This window comes from Corynebacterium falsenii (assembly GCF_020099275.1).
GTDB classification, from domain to species: domain Bacteria; phylum Actinomycetota; class Actinomycetes; order Mycobacteriales; family Mycobacteriaceae; genus Corynebacterium; species Corynebacterium falsenii.
Genome location: NZ_CP083646.1, coordinates 704,576 through 719,994, shown reverse-complemented (window position 1 = coordinate 719,994; position 15,419 = coordinate 704,576). Strand labels below are relative to the sequence as shown.

General features: G+C 63.2%; 9 protein-coding genes and 2 riboswitches. Of the genes, 1 reads left to right on the top strand and 8 read right to left on the bottom strand.

Going from position 1 to position 15,419, the window contains the following annotated elements; genetic code table 11:
* Nucleotides 1-20: 20 nt before the first annotated feature.
* Nucleotides 21-2,975, bottom strand: coding sequence for an aminomethyl-transferring glycine dehydrogenase (gene gcvP, locus LA343_RS03195; protein ID WP_025401922.1), 2,955 nt, complete (start codon nt 2,973-2,975; stop codon nt 21-23).
* A 40-nt stretch (nt 2,976-3,015) separates the two neighbouring features.
* Nucleotides 3,016-3,120: riboswitch (glycine riboswitch) on the bottom strand.
* Nucleotides 3,121-3,214: riboswitch (glycine riboswitch) on the bottom strand. It lies immediately after the preceding riboswitch.
* A 99-nt stretch (nt 3,215-3,313) separates the two neighbouring features.
* Here gcvP and LA343_RS03190 point away from each other — a divergent pair.
* Nucleotides 3,314-4,177: an SDR family oxidoreductase gene (locus LA343_RS03190; RefSeq protein ID WP_025401921.1), complete on the top strand. Its 864-nt coding sequence runs from the start codon at nt 3,314-3,316 to the stop codon at nt 4,175-4,177.
* 6 nt (nt 4,178-4,183) lie between these two features.
* On the opposite strand, the gene LA343_RS03185 is transcribed toward LA343_RS03190, so the two are convergent.
* The 7 genes from LA343_RS03185 to clpB all read right to left on the bottom strand — a co-directional run bounded on the left by LA343_RS03185 (nt 4,184) and on the right by clpB (nt 15,248).
* On the bottom strand, nt 4,184-4,774 hold the full coding sequence (locus tag LA343_RS03185) for a hypothetical protein (RefSeq protein ID WP_025401920.1): 591 nt from the start codon (nt 4,772-4,774) through the stop codon (nt 4,184-4,186).
* 114 nt (nt 4,775-4,888) lie between these two features.
* A complete protein-coding gene (locus tag LA343_RS03180) occupies nt 4,889-5,452 on the bottom strand; it encodes a PTS sugar transporter subunit IIA (protein WP_081737252.1) in 564 nt (187 codons plus the stop codon).
* Between the two features lie 11 nt (nt 5,453-5,463).
* Entirely contained in the window at nt 5,464-6,351 is an 888-nt protein-coding gene (locus tag LA343_RS03175) for a sulfurtransferase (protein WP_025401918.1), read from the bottom strand.
* A gap of 230 nt (nt 6,352-6,581) precedes the next feature.
* Nucleotides 6,582-7,985, bottom strand: coding sequence for a sodium/glutamate symporter (locus tag LA343_RS03170; protein ID WP_025401917.1), 1,404 nt, complete (start codon nt 7,983-7,985; stop codon nt 6,582-6,584).
* Nucleotides 7,986-8,559: 574 nt separating this feature from the next.
* On the bottom strand, nt 8,560-10,452 hold the full coding sequence (locus LA343_RS03165; protein ID WP_025401916.1) for an HNH endonuclease signature motif containing protein: 1,893 nt from the start codon (nt 10,450-10,452) through the stop codon (nt 8,560-8,562).
* Between the two features lie 414 nt (nt 10,453-10,866).
* Entirely contained in the window at nt 10,867-12,387 is a 1,521-nt protein-coding gene (gene exaC, locus LA343_RS03160) for an acetaldehyde dehydrogenase ExaC (protein ID WP_025401915.1), read from the bottom strand.
* A gap of 251 nt (nt 12,388-12,638) precedes the next feature.
* Entirely contained in the window at nt 12,639-15,248 is a 2,610-nt protein-coding gene (clpB, locus tag LA343_RS03155) for an ATP-dependent chaperone ClpB (RefSeq protein ID WP_025401914.1), read from the bottom strand.
* Between the last annotated feature and the right edge of the window lie 171 nt (nt 15,249-15,419).

Genomic DNA, 15,419 nt, shown 5'->3' with positions numbered 1-15,419 from the left:
GCTGGGGTGTCGGTGTCAGCCTACGCGTCCGCCCCAGTGTCAGTATCGTTGTCGGCCTCAATATCGAAAGCCTCCAGCGGCGGGCACGAGCACACCAGGTTACGGTCGCCATACGCATTGTCGATGCGGCGCACCGGCGGGAAGTACTTCGTGTGCCGCAGCCCCGGAACCGGGAAGGCCGCCTGCTCACGCGTGAACGCGCCCTTGGACACGGCCTCTTCGAAGTCGTCGCGGGTCACAGAGAACGCGGTGAAGGGAGCCTGGCGCACCACGGAATCCTCGAGCGCGACCTTGCCGTCCACGATCTCCTGGATCTCGCCGTGGATCGACACCATGGCCTCAATGAAACGATCGAGTTCAGCCTTATCCTCCGACTCGGTGGGCTCCACCATGAGCGTGCCCGCCACGGGGAACGCCAGGGTCGGGGCGTGGAATCCGTAGTCCATGAGGCGCTTCGAAACGTCCTCGGCGGTCACACCGGACTTCTTGGTCAGCTCCCGCAGATCCAGGATGCACTCGTGGCCCACCAGGTCGTTCTTACCGGTGTACAGCGTGGGGAAGTAATCGTGCAGCTTTGCGGAAATGTAGTTCGCGTTCACCAGCGCCATGCGTGATGCCTCGGTCAGACCCTCGTCGCCCATCATCGCAATGTACGACCAGGTGATCGGCAGCACGCCCACGGAACCATACTTGGTGCCGCTCACCGGCTGACCTTCCTCGAAGCCTTCCTTCACGTCCTGGCCCGGGTCGGAGGGCAGGAACGGAACGAGCTGCTCGGCCACGCACACCGGGCCCACGCCCGGGCCGCCACCACCGTGGGGGATGGTGAAGGTCTTGTGCAGGTTCAGGTGCGACACGTCGCCGCCGAACTCGCCCGGCTGCGCTAGCCCCACGATCGCATTGAGGTTCGCGCCGTCGACGTACACCTGGCCGCCCGCATCGTGTACCTTCTTGCACACCTCGCGGACCTGCTCCTCGAACACGCCGTGCGTGGACGGGTAGGTGATCATGATGCCCGCGGTCTGCGGGCCGTACTTCTCCAGCTTCGCATCCAGGTCGTCGAGATCCACCGAGCCATCCTCGGCGTTCTTCACGGCAACCACCTTGAGCCCGGCCAGCGCGGCTGACGCGGCGTTGGTGCCGTGCGCGGAAGCCGGGATCAGCACGATCGTGCGCTCGTGATCGCCGCGGGACTGGTGGTAGCGGCGGATCGCTAGCAGGCCGGCAAACTCGCCCTGCGCACCGGAGTTCGGCTGCACACTCACCTTCGCGTACCCGGTGATCTTGGCCAGCTTGGTCTCGAGGTCCTCGATGAGCTCCAACCAACCGGCGGCCTGCTCATCCGGCACGTGCGGGTGGATCCCGGCGAAGTTCGGCCACGTGATCGGCTCCATGGACACCGCCGAGTTGAGCTTCATGGTGCAGGAACCCAACGGAATCATCGTGCGATCCAGCGCCAGGTCGCGATCGGACAGCATGCGCATGTAGCGCATCATCTGCGTCTCGGAGGTAATCGAACGGAAGATTGGGTGGGTGAGAATCTCGTCCTCGCGCAGCAGCCCCTCGAGCACAGAACCAGCCAGCAGTTCCTCGGCGGAGCTGGCGGCGGTGTTCACTGTGGCGTCGCGACCAGAAAGAACCCTAACCAGCTCCTCCACGTCAGCGTCGGTGGTGGATTCGCCCACGGATATGCCCACGAAGGAATCGTTGACGCGGCGCAGGTTGAAGCCGGCATCGCAGGCGGCGGACAGGGCGGCATCCGCGCTGTCGAAGGTGGAGCTGACGTCCACGGTCACGGTGTCGAAGAAAGTGTCGTGCGCCAGCGGGAGGCCGGCTTCGGACAGGCCCACGGCCAGCGCCATGGCCCGGGCGTGCACGGACGCGGCGATCTCGCGCAGGCCCTCGGGGCCGTGCCACACGGCGTAGAAGCTCGCGACCACGGCCAGCAGCGCCTGGGCGGTGCAGATGTTCGAGGTAGCCTTGTCGCGGCGAATGTGCTGCTCGCGGGTCTGCAGGGCGAGGCGGTAGGCGGGGTTGCCCTCGGAATCGACGCTCACGCCCACGATGCGGCCGGGCAGCTTGCGCTGCAGGTCCTCAGTACACGCGATGAAACCGGCGTGCGGTCCGCCGTAGAACAGGGGCACGCCGAAGCGCTGTGCGGAGCCCACGGCAATGTCCGCGCCCTGGCTGCCCGGCGACGCGATGAGCACCTGGGCCAGCAGGTCGCAGGCCACGGTCACGAGGGCGCCGGCGTTCTTGGCCTGGGCAATGATGCCGGAAAGATCCTGCACGCGGCCGGTGCTGCCCGGGTTGGACAGGACCACGCCGACGATGTCGCGGTCGAACAGGTCGGCCGCCTCGGCACCATCGGCACCCTCGGCACCGCCAGTCAGATCCGCAACCTCCACGGCAATCCCCGCCGCCTCGGCGCGCGCCAGGGTCACGGTGATCGACTGCTGGTGCAGCGCCGAATCGAGCAGCACCACGCCACCCTTCTTGAACGCCTTGGCGTTGCCGCGGGCCATGAGCTGCACGGCCTCGGCCACGGCGGTCGCCTCATCGAGCAGCGACGCACCGGCGATCGGCAGGCCCGTCAGGTCCTCCACCATCGTCTGGAAGTTCAGCAGCGCCTCGAGTCGGCCCTGGGCAATCTCCGGCTGGTAGGGCGTGTAGGCGGTGTACCAGCCCGGGTTTTCCACCACGTTGCGGCGGATCACGGCCGGGGTGATCGTGTCGTAAAAGCCGTTACCGATGAGCTGCTTCTTCAGCGTGTTCTTGGCGGCGTAGGCGCGCAGCTGGGCCAGCGTGTCCTGCTCGGAGAGCGGCTCGGGCAGGCCAATGGGGTTCTGCTGCTTGATGGAATCGGGCAGGGCCGCGTTGGCGAGGTCGGTGCTGCTGGAGTACCCGAGGAAGTCGAGAATCTCCTGGGTATCGTCGGCGTTGGGTCCAATGTGACGGTGGACGAAGGGGGTCATGGGGCGGATCTTTCTGTGGTCTCGCACGACTATCGATGGCCCTCCCCGCTCTGTCGTTGGTACCTGAGAGCTTGGGCGCGCTAGGCGCTTTTCTCCTTCGGTGCCCCCGCGGCATACGACGGCTCGGGGATCTTTCCAGAGGTGCCTGGCCGCGGCGGTTCGGGGGCCTGAGAGTGTCCCGGGGAGGATTTGCTCCTTCGGCAGTCGGCGCGAAGCTCGACATCTCCCGCCGCGGCTGCAAACGGCGTATGCAGTTGTCCCTCGATCATACGTGGCGAACGTGACCCGCGTAAACGAAAGCCGCGTTGTACGCTGCGGGGTTGCCCCATAATTGGCTCATGGCACACGAACACTCACACGCATCCTCACGCACATCTTCACGCACATCCTCACGCTCAGCTTCGCCGCGCCGCCTCGCGATCGTCACCGGGGCGTCCTCGGGCATCGGCCGGGCCACCGCTCTCGCTCTTTCGTCCGACGCCACCCTGCGCGTCATCGGCACCAGCCGCAATCCGGGGGATTGCCGGGAGCCCTTCGACATGCTGCCCCTCGATCTCGCCGATCCAGACAGCATCGCTTCCTTCGCCGAGTCGGTTCTGGCGATGGGCACGCCCGCGGTGCTCGTCAACAACGCGGGTGAGAGCCAATCGGGGCCGTTCGAGGAGCTGCCCCGCGCCGCACTGGAGAGACTTTTCCAGACGAACGTGCTGGGCCAGGTAGATCTCACGCAGAAGCTGTTGCCCGCGATGCGCGAGGCGGGCTACGGCCGGATCGTCATGGTCGGGTCGATGCTGGGGAGCTTCCCGCTGGCCTATCGCAGTAGCTACGTGGCGAGCAAGGCGGCGCTCAAGGGCTTCGCGTTCTCGTTGCGTCGGGAGGTCGCGCCTTTCGGAGTGGGGGTGTCGGTGGTGGAGCCGGGCTCGATCAACACGGGGCTGTCGCAGCGTCGCACGAAGTACGCGAACCTGGAGGGACCGTACGGCGCGGAATTTTCGACGATGCTCGACCACCTGGACGCCAACGAGGCCCGCGGTATCTCTCCGGAACGGGTGGCGCGGGAGATCCTCAAGGCGATTGAAACACCTAAAAAACCGCGCCCGCTCTACGCGGTGGGGTCGATGGCGCCGCTGGTGTTCCCGCTGGCGCGGGTGCTGCCGACGGCGTGGATGCACCGGCTCATCAACCGGAAGCACGGGTTATAGCTGCGGCTACTCGCCCTGCGACTGCTGCGACTGCTGGGTCTTTTGCGCCTCTTGTGCTGGCTGGGCCTTCTGCACCTTCTGGGCCCCCAGTGTCTTCTGTGCCCTCAGCGTGTTTTGTGTTTTCTGCGTCTTCTGGGCCAGTGTTCTCTGCGCGGCCACGATCTTCTCACGGGCACGCCCGCGGTCCCCTGCCGACTCCCGGCTGCGCTCCCTGCGCACCATATCCTCCCGAAACATGTGGTCGCGCCATGGCGTCGCAAAAAAGGCGAGAACACCGGCCCCAACGATGCCCATAAACATCAACGACCCAGCGATGCTCACCGCCACCACCGACGAGCGGATCACCATGAACGAAAACATCACGATCGTCCCCACGATCCCGATGACCGAAAAGAGGCTATACATACGGTTCACGGGATGCCGAAAGTGCCCGTAGGTCGACTGCTGGGTCAGGTAGAGCGGCCAGATTTGGAGCAGGAGCATCACCACGAAAAAGGCGATCGAGACGGGCGGAGACGGGGTGAGGTATTCGGTCACGCCCGACATGGCGCCCACGAGTCCAAGCACCGCGAGCAGGCTGAAGATTCGGCGAGTCACTCCACAACAGTATGGCTTCGCGCGGGGGCATGACAAGCTCCACCGCACTCCTGCACAACACCCGCGCAATCCCACACAGCCCCGGACAGTCCCACACCGCCCCCGCACAACCACCTACAGGAGAAACAGACAGTCCCCCGCCAGAACGGGCTCGCCTTCCATGACCCGAAGCTCCACCTCGTCGGCGGTGAGCTGCAGCCCGACCACCGACGTGATCGGATCGAAGCCGAGCCGGCTGAGCTCACGCGGCGCAAAGCTGCAGAGGGCCTCGCCGCGGCGGACGAGCTGCCCCTCCCCCACGTGCAGGTCGTACCCAACCCCGCCGAGCCGCGCGGTATCGACGCCCACGCTCACCACCACGCTCGGGTGGTCGCTGGCCTCGGCGAATCGGCGCCACCCGGACAGGATCCTTCGTGCGGTGCTCTCGGGCGGGACGGCCTGGATCACGTACAGGTGCGGCTGCACGCGCGTGATGACGCCGGTGATGGGCGCGGTGACGCGGACCATTTCCACATCGGGATCGGGAATGACGGCCACGCCGTATCCCATGGTGCCCATGGCGAACACGGGGTCGGGCACCGCGCGGAGGCTCACCGCAGTGCCCGAGAAGGGCGTCACGACAGCTCGTCCTCCGCCCGCGCCCGAACCGCGCGGTTCTGGGGAGGGCAAGCTGTTCATGGCCCAAAAGCTTAATCGCGTTCGATGGGCCGTGTGCGGGAAGCGGCCCATTGTGACCAACCTCCCACGAAGTGCCGCGCCCCGGTCAAACCGGCGTGCTCCATGGCCGCGATGAACAGGGCCGATCCCACACCCGAGCCGGAATACACCGCCACATCTTCACCCTTATCGACGCCGAATTCCGCGAGCACCTCACGCACCTTTTCGGGACTGGCGATGGGGCCCGCCTTGGCACCGCGGTCGGCGCGGAGTTCGCTGACGGGAATATTGATCGCCCCGGGGATGTGCCCGGCTTGGTGGTCGTATTGCTCGCGGAGCCCGGCGAAGCGTCCTCTACCGCGGCAGTCGACGAGGAACTTGTCTTCCTTCCAGTCGTCGACCTCATCGATGTTGAGCTCGGGCATGCTGTTGGGGGCAACAGTTACATTCCCTCGCCCGCGCAGGGCTCCGATGCCGCCGGCGAGGTCGCCGCCGGCCTTTTCCCACTCGGAGGTGCCACCGTTGAGAATGTGCACGTCATGGAATCCGGCCCAACGCAGGACCCACCAGGCGCGGGCGGCGTAGAGGTTGGTGCCGGCGTCGTAGATGTAGACGGGCTTGCCCTCGGTGATTCCCCAATCGTCAAAGAGCTGCTGGAGGCGGCCGGTTTCGGGCAGGGGGTTGCGGCCGAGCTCACGCGAGGGAATGGCCGCGAGGTGCATGAGGGGATTACAAAACATCGAGCCGGGGATGTGCTGGCTGACGTAGGCTTCCCAGGCGCTGTTCTCGGTCTTGTAGTAGTGAGAATCGAGGATCGTCATACGCTCGCCGCGGTTGTAGGCGGCGTACATGTCTGCGCCGGTGATGAAGGCGGGAGACTGTGGCTTTGACGCTTCAGGTGACTCGGAGTTGGGGCTCATGATGCTCCAGTTTAGGGCAGACTCGGCCGGGCTGCGCGGGGTGCCGGGTGCGCGGATGTGGATGCGCGGATGTGGGCGCTTGATTGTGAGTGCACTGTTGTGGGCGCGTGGATGCTTGGTTGTGAGTGCATTGTTGTGGGCGCGTGGGCTCTTGGCTGCACGCGTGTTCCTTCGCGCTCACCCGCACTCGCCCACGCTCTCTCAAACTCCCCCACATACTCCCCCGCTTCCTAGTCTGCGTTCGAGGTGGCGCTCGCCGCCGAACTCCCCTTCCCGCTCCCCTTTCCTCTCGAACCTCCCTTCCCGGATGACTTTCCATGATTAGGCATCCACCCGAGGAAGAAGGGCACCACGAACACACCGACCGCCACGACCAGAGCCACCCCTCCGAGCCCGGACAGGAAGCCTGCGAGCACCGCAATGGGCGCAAGGATGTTCATGCCGATCTCGAAGGGGGCGAACCCGACATAGGCCACCCCGTAGTCGTCGAGCGTTCCGGACTTGAGGTCAGGATCGACGATCTTCAGCAAGGCGATGCCGGTGGCCACGGAGGCGGTAGCCCAACCCCAGCCGAAAATGCCGCGCTCGAGCCACTGATCGCCGAAATACAAAGGCGAGGAGAGGAAGAAAATCAGCGTGCAGTACACCACGCCCGCGGCGAAGAGAATGAGCAATGGAACGAGATAACCAGCCACAGCCGACGGAACGATCGATGCGATGCCGAACGCAATGAGGTAGTCCGTCGACGCACCTGAGATCGAGCGGACCGTTTGGGCGTCGAGGTACTTCGGCCGATTGATGACACGCAGGAAGATCCGACCGCCGACGCCGACCACGAAGGAGAGCGCGAAAAGCGGAATGGTCAGCTCGGGGAAGATGGACTCGAGCCACTGTTTGAGGAAGTAGGCGATCATCACGGTGACGGTGATGAAGCCGACGTGCAGAGCCAGGGGTTCGATCGATGAGGGGTTCGTGGTGGCCTTGCCGATCGAGGGCTGCTTGTCTTCGTCGGTGATCTCGCCGCTGCGGAGCTCCCAAGGGAGCTTCTCGGGCAAGGTGTTGGTCCGACCGGTACGGATGCCCCAGTTGGCAAAGATGATGCCGCCCACGATGGCGGCGAGGGTGCCGAGGGTGGCGGCGGTGAAGCCGAGGGAGCTGGCGGCCTCCATGCCCACGGAATCGAGGGCGCCACCGACTGCCGCGGCGGTGCCGAAGCCGCCGACGAAGCCGACGGGCAGCATCATGCCGAACCAGTCGGGAGTACCGAAGAGCGGGGCGAAGACGAAAGCCCCGAGGAGGATGAAGATGCCCCACTGCCCAAGGAACATCGACGTTGAGTACGCCCACATGTTCCGAGCCTTGGCGAAGCTGCCGGACGCGAAGGCCATGCTGTAGGGCATGGCGGCGAAGACGACGGCGATGAGGATCGTCGAATAGGTGCTCAGGGAATCGGAGAAGGGCATGATCCCGAGGACCTGCGGGCCGAGCGCCAGGGCGAGGAGCCCGGCGGTGATCGGGGCCGGGATGAGAAGCCTACGGAACCACTGGAAGTGCCGGCGCATGAAGGTGCCGACGATCATGAGTACAGAGATCAATCCGACATCGACCATGAGATCGTAGGGCGTGAAATCCATGACTGGCCTTTCCGTTTTATGCGGTTTGTATGCGCTTTTGGTTCGTATTCGGTTTTGATTTGTATGTGGTTCTTGCGAGTGCTTCGGTGAAGCGACCCGATCGGCAACCATGATTGTCTCGGCAACCCCGGCTAGGTCAGTGATCAAGTCAGTCCATTCGGAGATTCGGCAGAAGCGCCCAACCGAGGCAGGCGAGGTTGGCGAGGCTAGCTCGGTCGCTTTGAACAAGCTCGCGTGTGAGCGGTCGGCTCTCCGCCGAGGTCGGCTGGGAACGGCCGGGAGCGGCCGAACACGACAACCGGAAACGCGGTACAACCAACGCCACATACCTGAGAAATTCACATATTTTGCCGTTGATTTAATGTATCAATCACATAAGAGGTAAACGAACCTGCACCCCAGTGAGATGGTTTTCGGAGTTGGCCAGGGGTTGGTTGTATGAGCCCCTAGCTCGAGTGGTTTGCTTTCACATCCTTTTCGTTCGCCTTTGCGTCCGGATTCCGGATCGGCTCGGTTCGGTTCGGGCTTGGGTTTGGGGTGACGCTCAATGTTGGTGCTGGGTGTTGGTGGTTGGTCATGATGCTCGATCACTGCGGCGTCCCGGGGACTGTGGTGGGTCGAACAGTGCCTGGACCTCCGTGCTGCCCCAATCCTGATCCGGCACCTTGGCGCCGGGGGCCTGGCTGGCAGTGGTGGACGTATTCACCACAACCGTGTCGCTCAACCGCGGGTGCGGACGCGGGCGTGCGCGCGTGCCCGAACCTAAGGATTCGGTGGCCGGTGATGGATCTGTCTTTGGTTCAGTATCTGGTGGTGGCGCCCCAGGCAGATCCGGTAACCCCTCATGAGTGTGGCGGGCTTCCCTCCAGCCGACGCGTCCGGAATCCGGATCAACCTCGGCATGGCCCATACCCACACCACCGTCATGTTGATCCCTATTCATCCGATGATGCGTGCGACACAACAACGTCAAATTATCAATGCTCGTGCGTCCCCCATGGGACCAGGCTGTGATGTGGTGAACATCGCAGTCCACCGCTGCCCGGTTACACCCCGGATACGCACAACACAGCTGCTCGGCAACAAGCATGAGCTTCTGCTCCACCGTGGCATGCCGCTTCATCCGCGCTGAAGCAAGGGAGCGTCCGGAATCCGGATCGAGCACTACCCCTAGATCATGCTCAGCCAAACCCAGTCGAAGAATATCGATGGGGTGCAGCCGTGCGTTGGTGTTTGTGGGGAACCACACGCCAGGTGCGTTGACCGACTCGGCAGTGGGAGGTGCTGCAGGGGCTGCACCAACGGCACCGCTCGAGCTGTGGCCGATAGTGCCGGTAGTGATGGCACCGGCACCGACGTCATCACTGGTGGTGTTGGTGGGCAGTGTGGTGAGATCCTTAGCGGACAACGCCACCACCAAAGACGCCAGTCCTCGTGTGCGTGGGGCGGTGGCGGCGTCAGCATCCTCGGCCCAGGTTTCCAACATGGACATGAACACATCCGCCCGGCGTTGAGCCATGGTTCTACGGTCTTCGTCTGTGTTCACCCCACGACTGCGGTCGAAGGCCGCTAGCCGTGCCGGTGACATCAGGGTTTCCAACAATGCATGCCCAGTCCTAGGTAGGACGGCGGTGAGGCGGATGTTGCCGTTGGTGTCGGCGGGTGACCAGAGGAGTTTGCGTGCCCGGTAGTCAGCGGTCGGGTCCACCACAGTGCTATTCAGCGTGCGGACTTGGGTGCGCAAGGTAAGTTTGAGGTCTTCGACGGTGGTGGTTGTTGCCATGGTGGTGGCGTTGTCGAACAAGACGTGGTGATGCTCGGTGTGCAGGCTGGGGTGGAGGTGTTCGAGTTCGCGGTTGATCTCCGCCAGTTTCGCATCGCTAAGCTTCCGGGCTTGTTTGCGTGCCTGTGCTTGGGCGGCCAAATGGGCTTGGTGGGCCTCGTGTGCTCGGCGGCGTTCGGCGAGTTGGTCGACGCGACTCGGGGCATCGTCGGTGTCACCGTTGTCGCCCGGGTCTTCAGCGGTGCTGTCGCTGGCATCCCCGTCAGTGTCGTCTGCCGGTGGTTCGGGTGGTTTATACAGGCTTATCCCAAGGTTGATCCACTGTCGTGCCTGGTACTCGGAGCTGTCCAACAACCTCGCGAGGTAGGTCGACGTCCGTGTCGTGCCCGCCGCACGGGAGATGCCCGCTTCGTGGGCAGCGTAAGCGAATGCGGCGTAGAGGGTGTCGGTGTGGCTGATGGTTGTGAGTAGGCGGATGATGTCGGCGCGGTGGGTGTGGAACAACTCCGCGGTGGGGTTGGTGAGGATGTCGGTGACCACAGCCATGGATGCTTCGATGACATCAACATGCGTGGCCAGATCGGCGGCACCAGTGGCAGCGTTATCGGCGCTGTTATCGTTGTTGGTATCGTTTGTGTATTCGACTGGATTGATCGACTCTTCGGCGTGTTGTGTGGTGGTCATGGTGACCTTCCCCCTGAATAATTCCCCTACAAAATTCCTACATGATCCGTGACACCACCGGGGATATAACCCCGATGCACCTGCTAATTAACCGGCGTATCCGAGCTAGGTTTGATGTTTCCCCGTGGTGTGGTGTCCCCGTGTTCTGTTGTTACCTTTTATAGTACAGGTGTGTGCGACACCGGGCAAGAGGTTTCGGGAACATTTTCGAAAACTATTCAGGCGGACTACCCGGATGGAATTCAAGCAGGGGCAGGTTGTGGAGAGTCCGCACGGCGCCTGCGCAGGCACTACCTGCAACCACCCGCGCTGAACCCCAAGCAGCGCGGGCTGGTGGCGTCGAACGCAAAAGAGTCGAACGAAAAGGATACGGCCACAGCTAGGCCACCACCCAACCCCCCAAACAAACAACCGCTAGAACAACCCGGTCGGCTTCTCGTCGTAGGACCACAGCAGGTTCTTCGTCTGCTGGTAGTGGTCCAGCATCATCAAGTGCGTCTCGCGGCCCAGGCCGGACTTCTTGTAGCCACCGAACGCCGCGTGCGCCGGGTAAGCGTGGTAATTGTTCACCCACACTCGCCCGGACTGGATCGCGCGACCAGCCTTGTAGGCCACCGTGCCATTGCGCGACCACACGCCCGCGCCCAGGCCATACTCGGTGTCGTTCGCGATGCGGATCGCCTCGTCGAAGTCCTTGAACGTGGTCACCGCCAGCACCGGACCGAAGATCTCCTCCTGAAACAGGCGCATATCGTTGGTGCCCTTGAAGATCGTCGGCTCGATGTAGAACCCACCCGAGCGCCCAGACACCTCATTAATGCCGCCGCCGGTGAGCACCTCCGCGCCCTCTTCCGGCCCGGATTGCAGGTAGCCCGTGATCTTGTCCATCTGTTCCTGCGACGCCTGCGCGCCCATCATCACGTCCGTATCCAGCGGATTTCCAACCTTGATGCTCCGCACCTTCTCGATGGCGAGCTGCAGGAACTCCTCGGCAATATCCTCGTGCACCAATGCGCGCGAGGGGCAGGTGCAGATCTCACCCTGGTTCAGCGCGAACATCGCCAGGCCTTCCACACACTTCGCGCGGAAGTCGTCATCCTCATCCATGACATCCTTGAAGAACACGCTCGGCGACTTTCCACCCAGCTCCAGCGTCACCGGAATGAGCTTGTCCGCGGCAGCTTTATTAATGACCTTGCCAATCTCGGTCGATCCAGTGAAGGCAATCTTGTCGATTTTTTCCGACGCCGTCAGGGCCGCACCTGCCTCCTCTCCCAAACCGTTGACCACGTTGAGCACCCCGGCTGGGATGAGGTCTTCAATGAGCTCCAGGACGACAAGGATGGAGGCCGGGGTCTGCTCAGCCGGCTTCAGCACGATGGCATTACCCGCCGCCAGGGCCGGAGCGATCTTCCACGCAGCCATGAGGATGGGGAAATTCCAGGGGATGATCTGCCCGACCACGCCGAGCGGCTCGTGGAAGTGGTAGGCGATGAGGTCATCGTTGATCTGGGAGGTTCGATCCTCCTGGGCGCGCAGAGCTCCGGCGTAGTAGCGGAAGTGATCGACCGCCAGAGGAATGTCGGCCGCGAGGGTCTCGCGCACGGCCTTGCCGTTATCCCAGGTCTCGGCGACGGCGAGCATCTCCAGGTTTTCTTCGAGACGATCCGCGATCTTCAGTAGGAGGTTGCTGCGATCCTGCACGCAGGTAGCCGCCCAATCAGCCTTGGCCTTGTGGGCAGCCTCGATGACATTGGTGATGTCCGCTTCCTTGGAGCGCGGAACCTGGCAGAACACCTCGCCGGTGATGGGCGTGACGTTGTCCATGTACTCGCCATCGACGGGTGGGACCCACTGCCCGCCGATGTAATTGTCGTAGCGCTCCTTGAAGGTGACGAGGGCGCCTTGGGTGCCGGGGTCTGCGTAGACAGTCATGGAAGCTCCTAGGGTATAGTTTTGCCACACAAACTGTGGCCTGACTCACACCCTACACGCCCGCTGGATTCACCCGCTAGGATTCGATCGTCAAGGACCGTTCTTTGGTGCAACATTCCCCGTCGAGGATCAATAGAACCCGTCCAGGATCCATAGAAGAAGCCCAGCTCGCAGGTGAAGCACCTGCAAGCTGGGCTCAATCGAGTGGCCAAAGTGGCCTCCCATGTGGTTATTGCAGCACAGCCATGTTGCTAGCTCTCGTCATCCTCGTTGCCGACCGAGTAGATCCGCAGCCCCGGTTCCGTGGCCAGGTCCTTGGACTGATCAGCATCGCCCTCGGCAACATCCACGCGAACCGTGTCGCCATCCCGGATCTCACCGGCGAGCAGCTTCTTCGCCAGCTCGTCGCCGATGGCCTTCTGAATCAGCCTGCGCAACGGGCGGGCGCCGTAAGCCGGATCGTAACCCCGCTCGGCCAGCCACTTCTTGGCGGCGTCGGATACATCCAACACCAACCGGCGAGCAGCCAACCGCTCGGCAAGGGCGCGGATCTGGATAGACACGATGGACTCCAACTGCTCCTCGGTCAACGGATCGAAGATCAGCACATCGTCCAGACGGTTAATGAACTCCGGCTTGAACGCACGCTTCACCGCTTCCATGACCTGCTCCTCGGTACCACCGGCACCCAAGTTGGAGGTCAGGATCAGGATCGTGTTGCGGAAATCCACCGTGCGACCCTGGCCATCGGTCAGGCGACCTTCGTCCAAGACCTGCAGCAGCACGTCGAAGACATCCGGGTGAGCCTTTTCCACCTCGTCGAACAGCACCACCGTGTAGGGGCGGCGCCGCACGGCCTCGGTGAGCTGACCACCGGCATCGTAGCCAACGTATCCGGGAGGCGCACCCACGAGGCGAGCCACGGAGTGCTTCTCGGCGTACTCGGACATGTCGATGCGCACCATTGCGGTCTCGTCGTCGAACAGGAAGTCCGCCAGGCCCTTGGCCAGCTCCGTCTTACCCACACCCGTGGGGCCGAGGAACAGGAAGCTACCGGTCGGCCGGTTCGGATCGGCCACGCCAGCGCGCGATCGACGGACCGCATCGGACACCGCGTTCACAGCCTTCTCCTGACCAACCACACGTCCGGCCAGCACCAGCTCCATGTTCAGCAGCTTTTCGGTCTCGCCCTGCAGCATCTTGCCCGCAGGCACGCCCGTCCACGCGCTGACCACGTCCGCGATCGTGTCCGGAGTGACCTCCTCGGTGAGCATCATGCTTTCCTGCTGCTCAGCAACGGTTTCCTCCGCTGCGGCGAGCTTCTTCTCCACGTCCGGAATCCGGCCGTAGCGCAGCTCGGCGACCTTGGCGAAGTTGCCCTCGCGCTCGGCGATCTCAGACTCACGACGCAGGCTATCGAGCTCTTCCTTGAGCTCGCGCAAGCTGTCGATGCTGCCCTTCTCGTTTTCCCACCGGGCGGTCAGGCCAGCCAGTTTCTCCCGCTCATCGGCGAGTTCACTGCGCAGGCGTTCCAACCTATCCTTCGACGCCGCATCAGTCTCCTTTGCCAGCGCCATCTCTTCGATCTCGAGGCGGCGCACCACGCGCTCCACATTGTCGATCTCCTCCGGGCGGGAGTCGATCTCCATGCGCAAGCGGGAAGCGGCCTCATCGACCAGGTCGATGGCCTTATCCGGCAGGAAGCGGCTGGTGATGTAGCGGTCAGACAGGCTGGCGGCCGCCACCAAGGCAGAGTCCTGGATACGCACGCCGTGGTGCACCTCGTAGCGCTCCTTGAGGCCACGCAGGATACCCACGGTGTCCTCCACCGTCGGCTCACCCACGTAGACCTGCTGGAAACGGCGCTCCAGCGCGGCATCCTTTTCGATGTACTTGCGGTACTCGTCCAAGGTGGTGGCGCCGACGAGGCGCAGCTCACCGCGGGCGAGCAGCGGCTTAATCATGTTGCCTGCGTCCATGGCGGAATCGCCACCGGCGCCTGCACCCACGATGGTGTGCAGCTCGTCGATGAAGGTGATGACCTCACCCTCGGCGCCCTTAATCTCGTCCAGAACAGCCTTGAGGCGCTCCTCGAATTCGCCGCGGTATTTCGCACCGGCCACCATGGATCCCAGATCCAGAGCGATCAGCTTCTTACCGCGCAGCGATTCCGGCACATCGCCGGCCACGATGCGGCGGGCAAGGCCCTCTACGATGGCGGTCTTACCAACGCCGGGCTCGCCGATGAGCACGGGGTTATTCTTGGTACGGCGCGACAGCACCTGAACCACGCGGCGGATCTCCTGGTCACGGCCAATCACCGGGTCGATCTTGCCCTCGCGGGCGCGGGCAGTCAGATCCGTGGAGTACTTCTCCAGGGCCTGGAACTGACCTTCCGGCTCCTCGGTAGTCACCTTGCGGTTACCGCGGACTGATTCGAATGCGCCCTTGATGGCGTCATACGTAGCACCCTTATCGTGTAGAACCTTAGCGGCTTCGGATTCGCCCTTGGCGATACCGGCGAGCAGCACCTCGGTGGACACATACGTATCGCCAAGCTGCTCGGCCAGCTCCTGGGCTGCGGTCAGCGCGTTGAGGGCATCGCGGTTGAATTGCGGATTAGCCATGTTGCTGCCGCTGGCCTGCGGATAGTTGTTCACGATCCGCTTGGCCTCAGCCAGGATGCTCTGCGGCTCTACTCCGGCAGCCTGGAGCACGGGCAGGGCGATAGAGTCCTGCTGCTCGAGCAGCGCTACCAGCAGGTGTGCCGGGCGAATATCAGGGTTGCCCTTTGCGGAGGCATCCTGCAAGGCAGCCTGCATGGCCTCCTGTGTTTTCGTTGTGGGATTAAAGCTGGACATTGTTACCTCCTACAAGCAGTCTGTCCATCATTGTACTTGAGTTCACTAGACTCAACCACGTTTACCTTGAGTCTATTCCACTCAACTTGTGCGCATAGGATGAAATGGATCACAGTTTTGGTGATGAAAGGGCAGGTATCGAGGAATGCGAGGTTTCCTCCACAGCGACAA

Excerpts from the sequence above, each read along its gene's own strand:
- LA343_RS03180 (WP_081737252.1), bottom strand. The coding sequence starts at position 5,452 with ATGAACAGCTTGCCCTCCCCAGAACCGCGCGGTTCGGGCGCGGGCGGA.
- LA343_RS03170 (WP_025401917.1), bottom strand. The coding sequence starts at position 7,985 with ATGGATTTCACGCCCTACGATCTCATGGTCGATGTCGGATTGATCTCT.
- LA343_RS03175 (WP_025401918.1), bottom strand. The coding sequence starts at position 6,351 with ATGAGCCCCAACTCCGAGTCACCTGAAGCGTCAAAGCCACAGTCTCCC.
- LA343_RS03165 (WP_025401916.1), bottom strand. The coding sequence starts at position 10,452 with ATGACCACCACACAACACGCCGAAGAGTCGATCAATCCAGTCGAATAC.
- exaC (WP_025401915.1), bottom strand. The coding sequence starts at position 12,387 with ATGACTGTCTACGCAGACCCCGGCACCCAAGGCGCCCTCGTCACCTTC.
- clpB (WP_025401914.1), bottom strand. The coding sequence starts at position 15,248 with ATGTCCAGCTTTAATCCCACAACGAAAACACAGGAGGCCATGCAGGCT.
- gcvP (WP_025401922.1), bottom strand. The coding sequence starts at position 2,975 with ATGACCCCCTTCGTCCACCGTCACATTGGACCCAACGCCGACGATACC.
- LA343_RS03190 (WP_025401921.1), top strand. The coding sequence starts at position 3,314 with ATGGCACACGAACACTCACACGCATCCTCACGCACATCTTCACGCACA.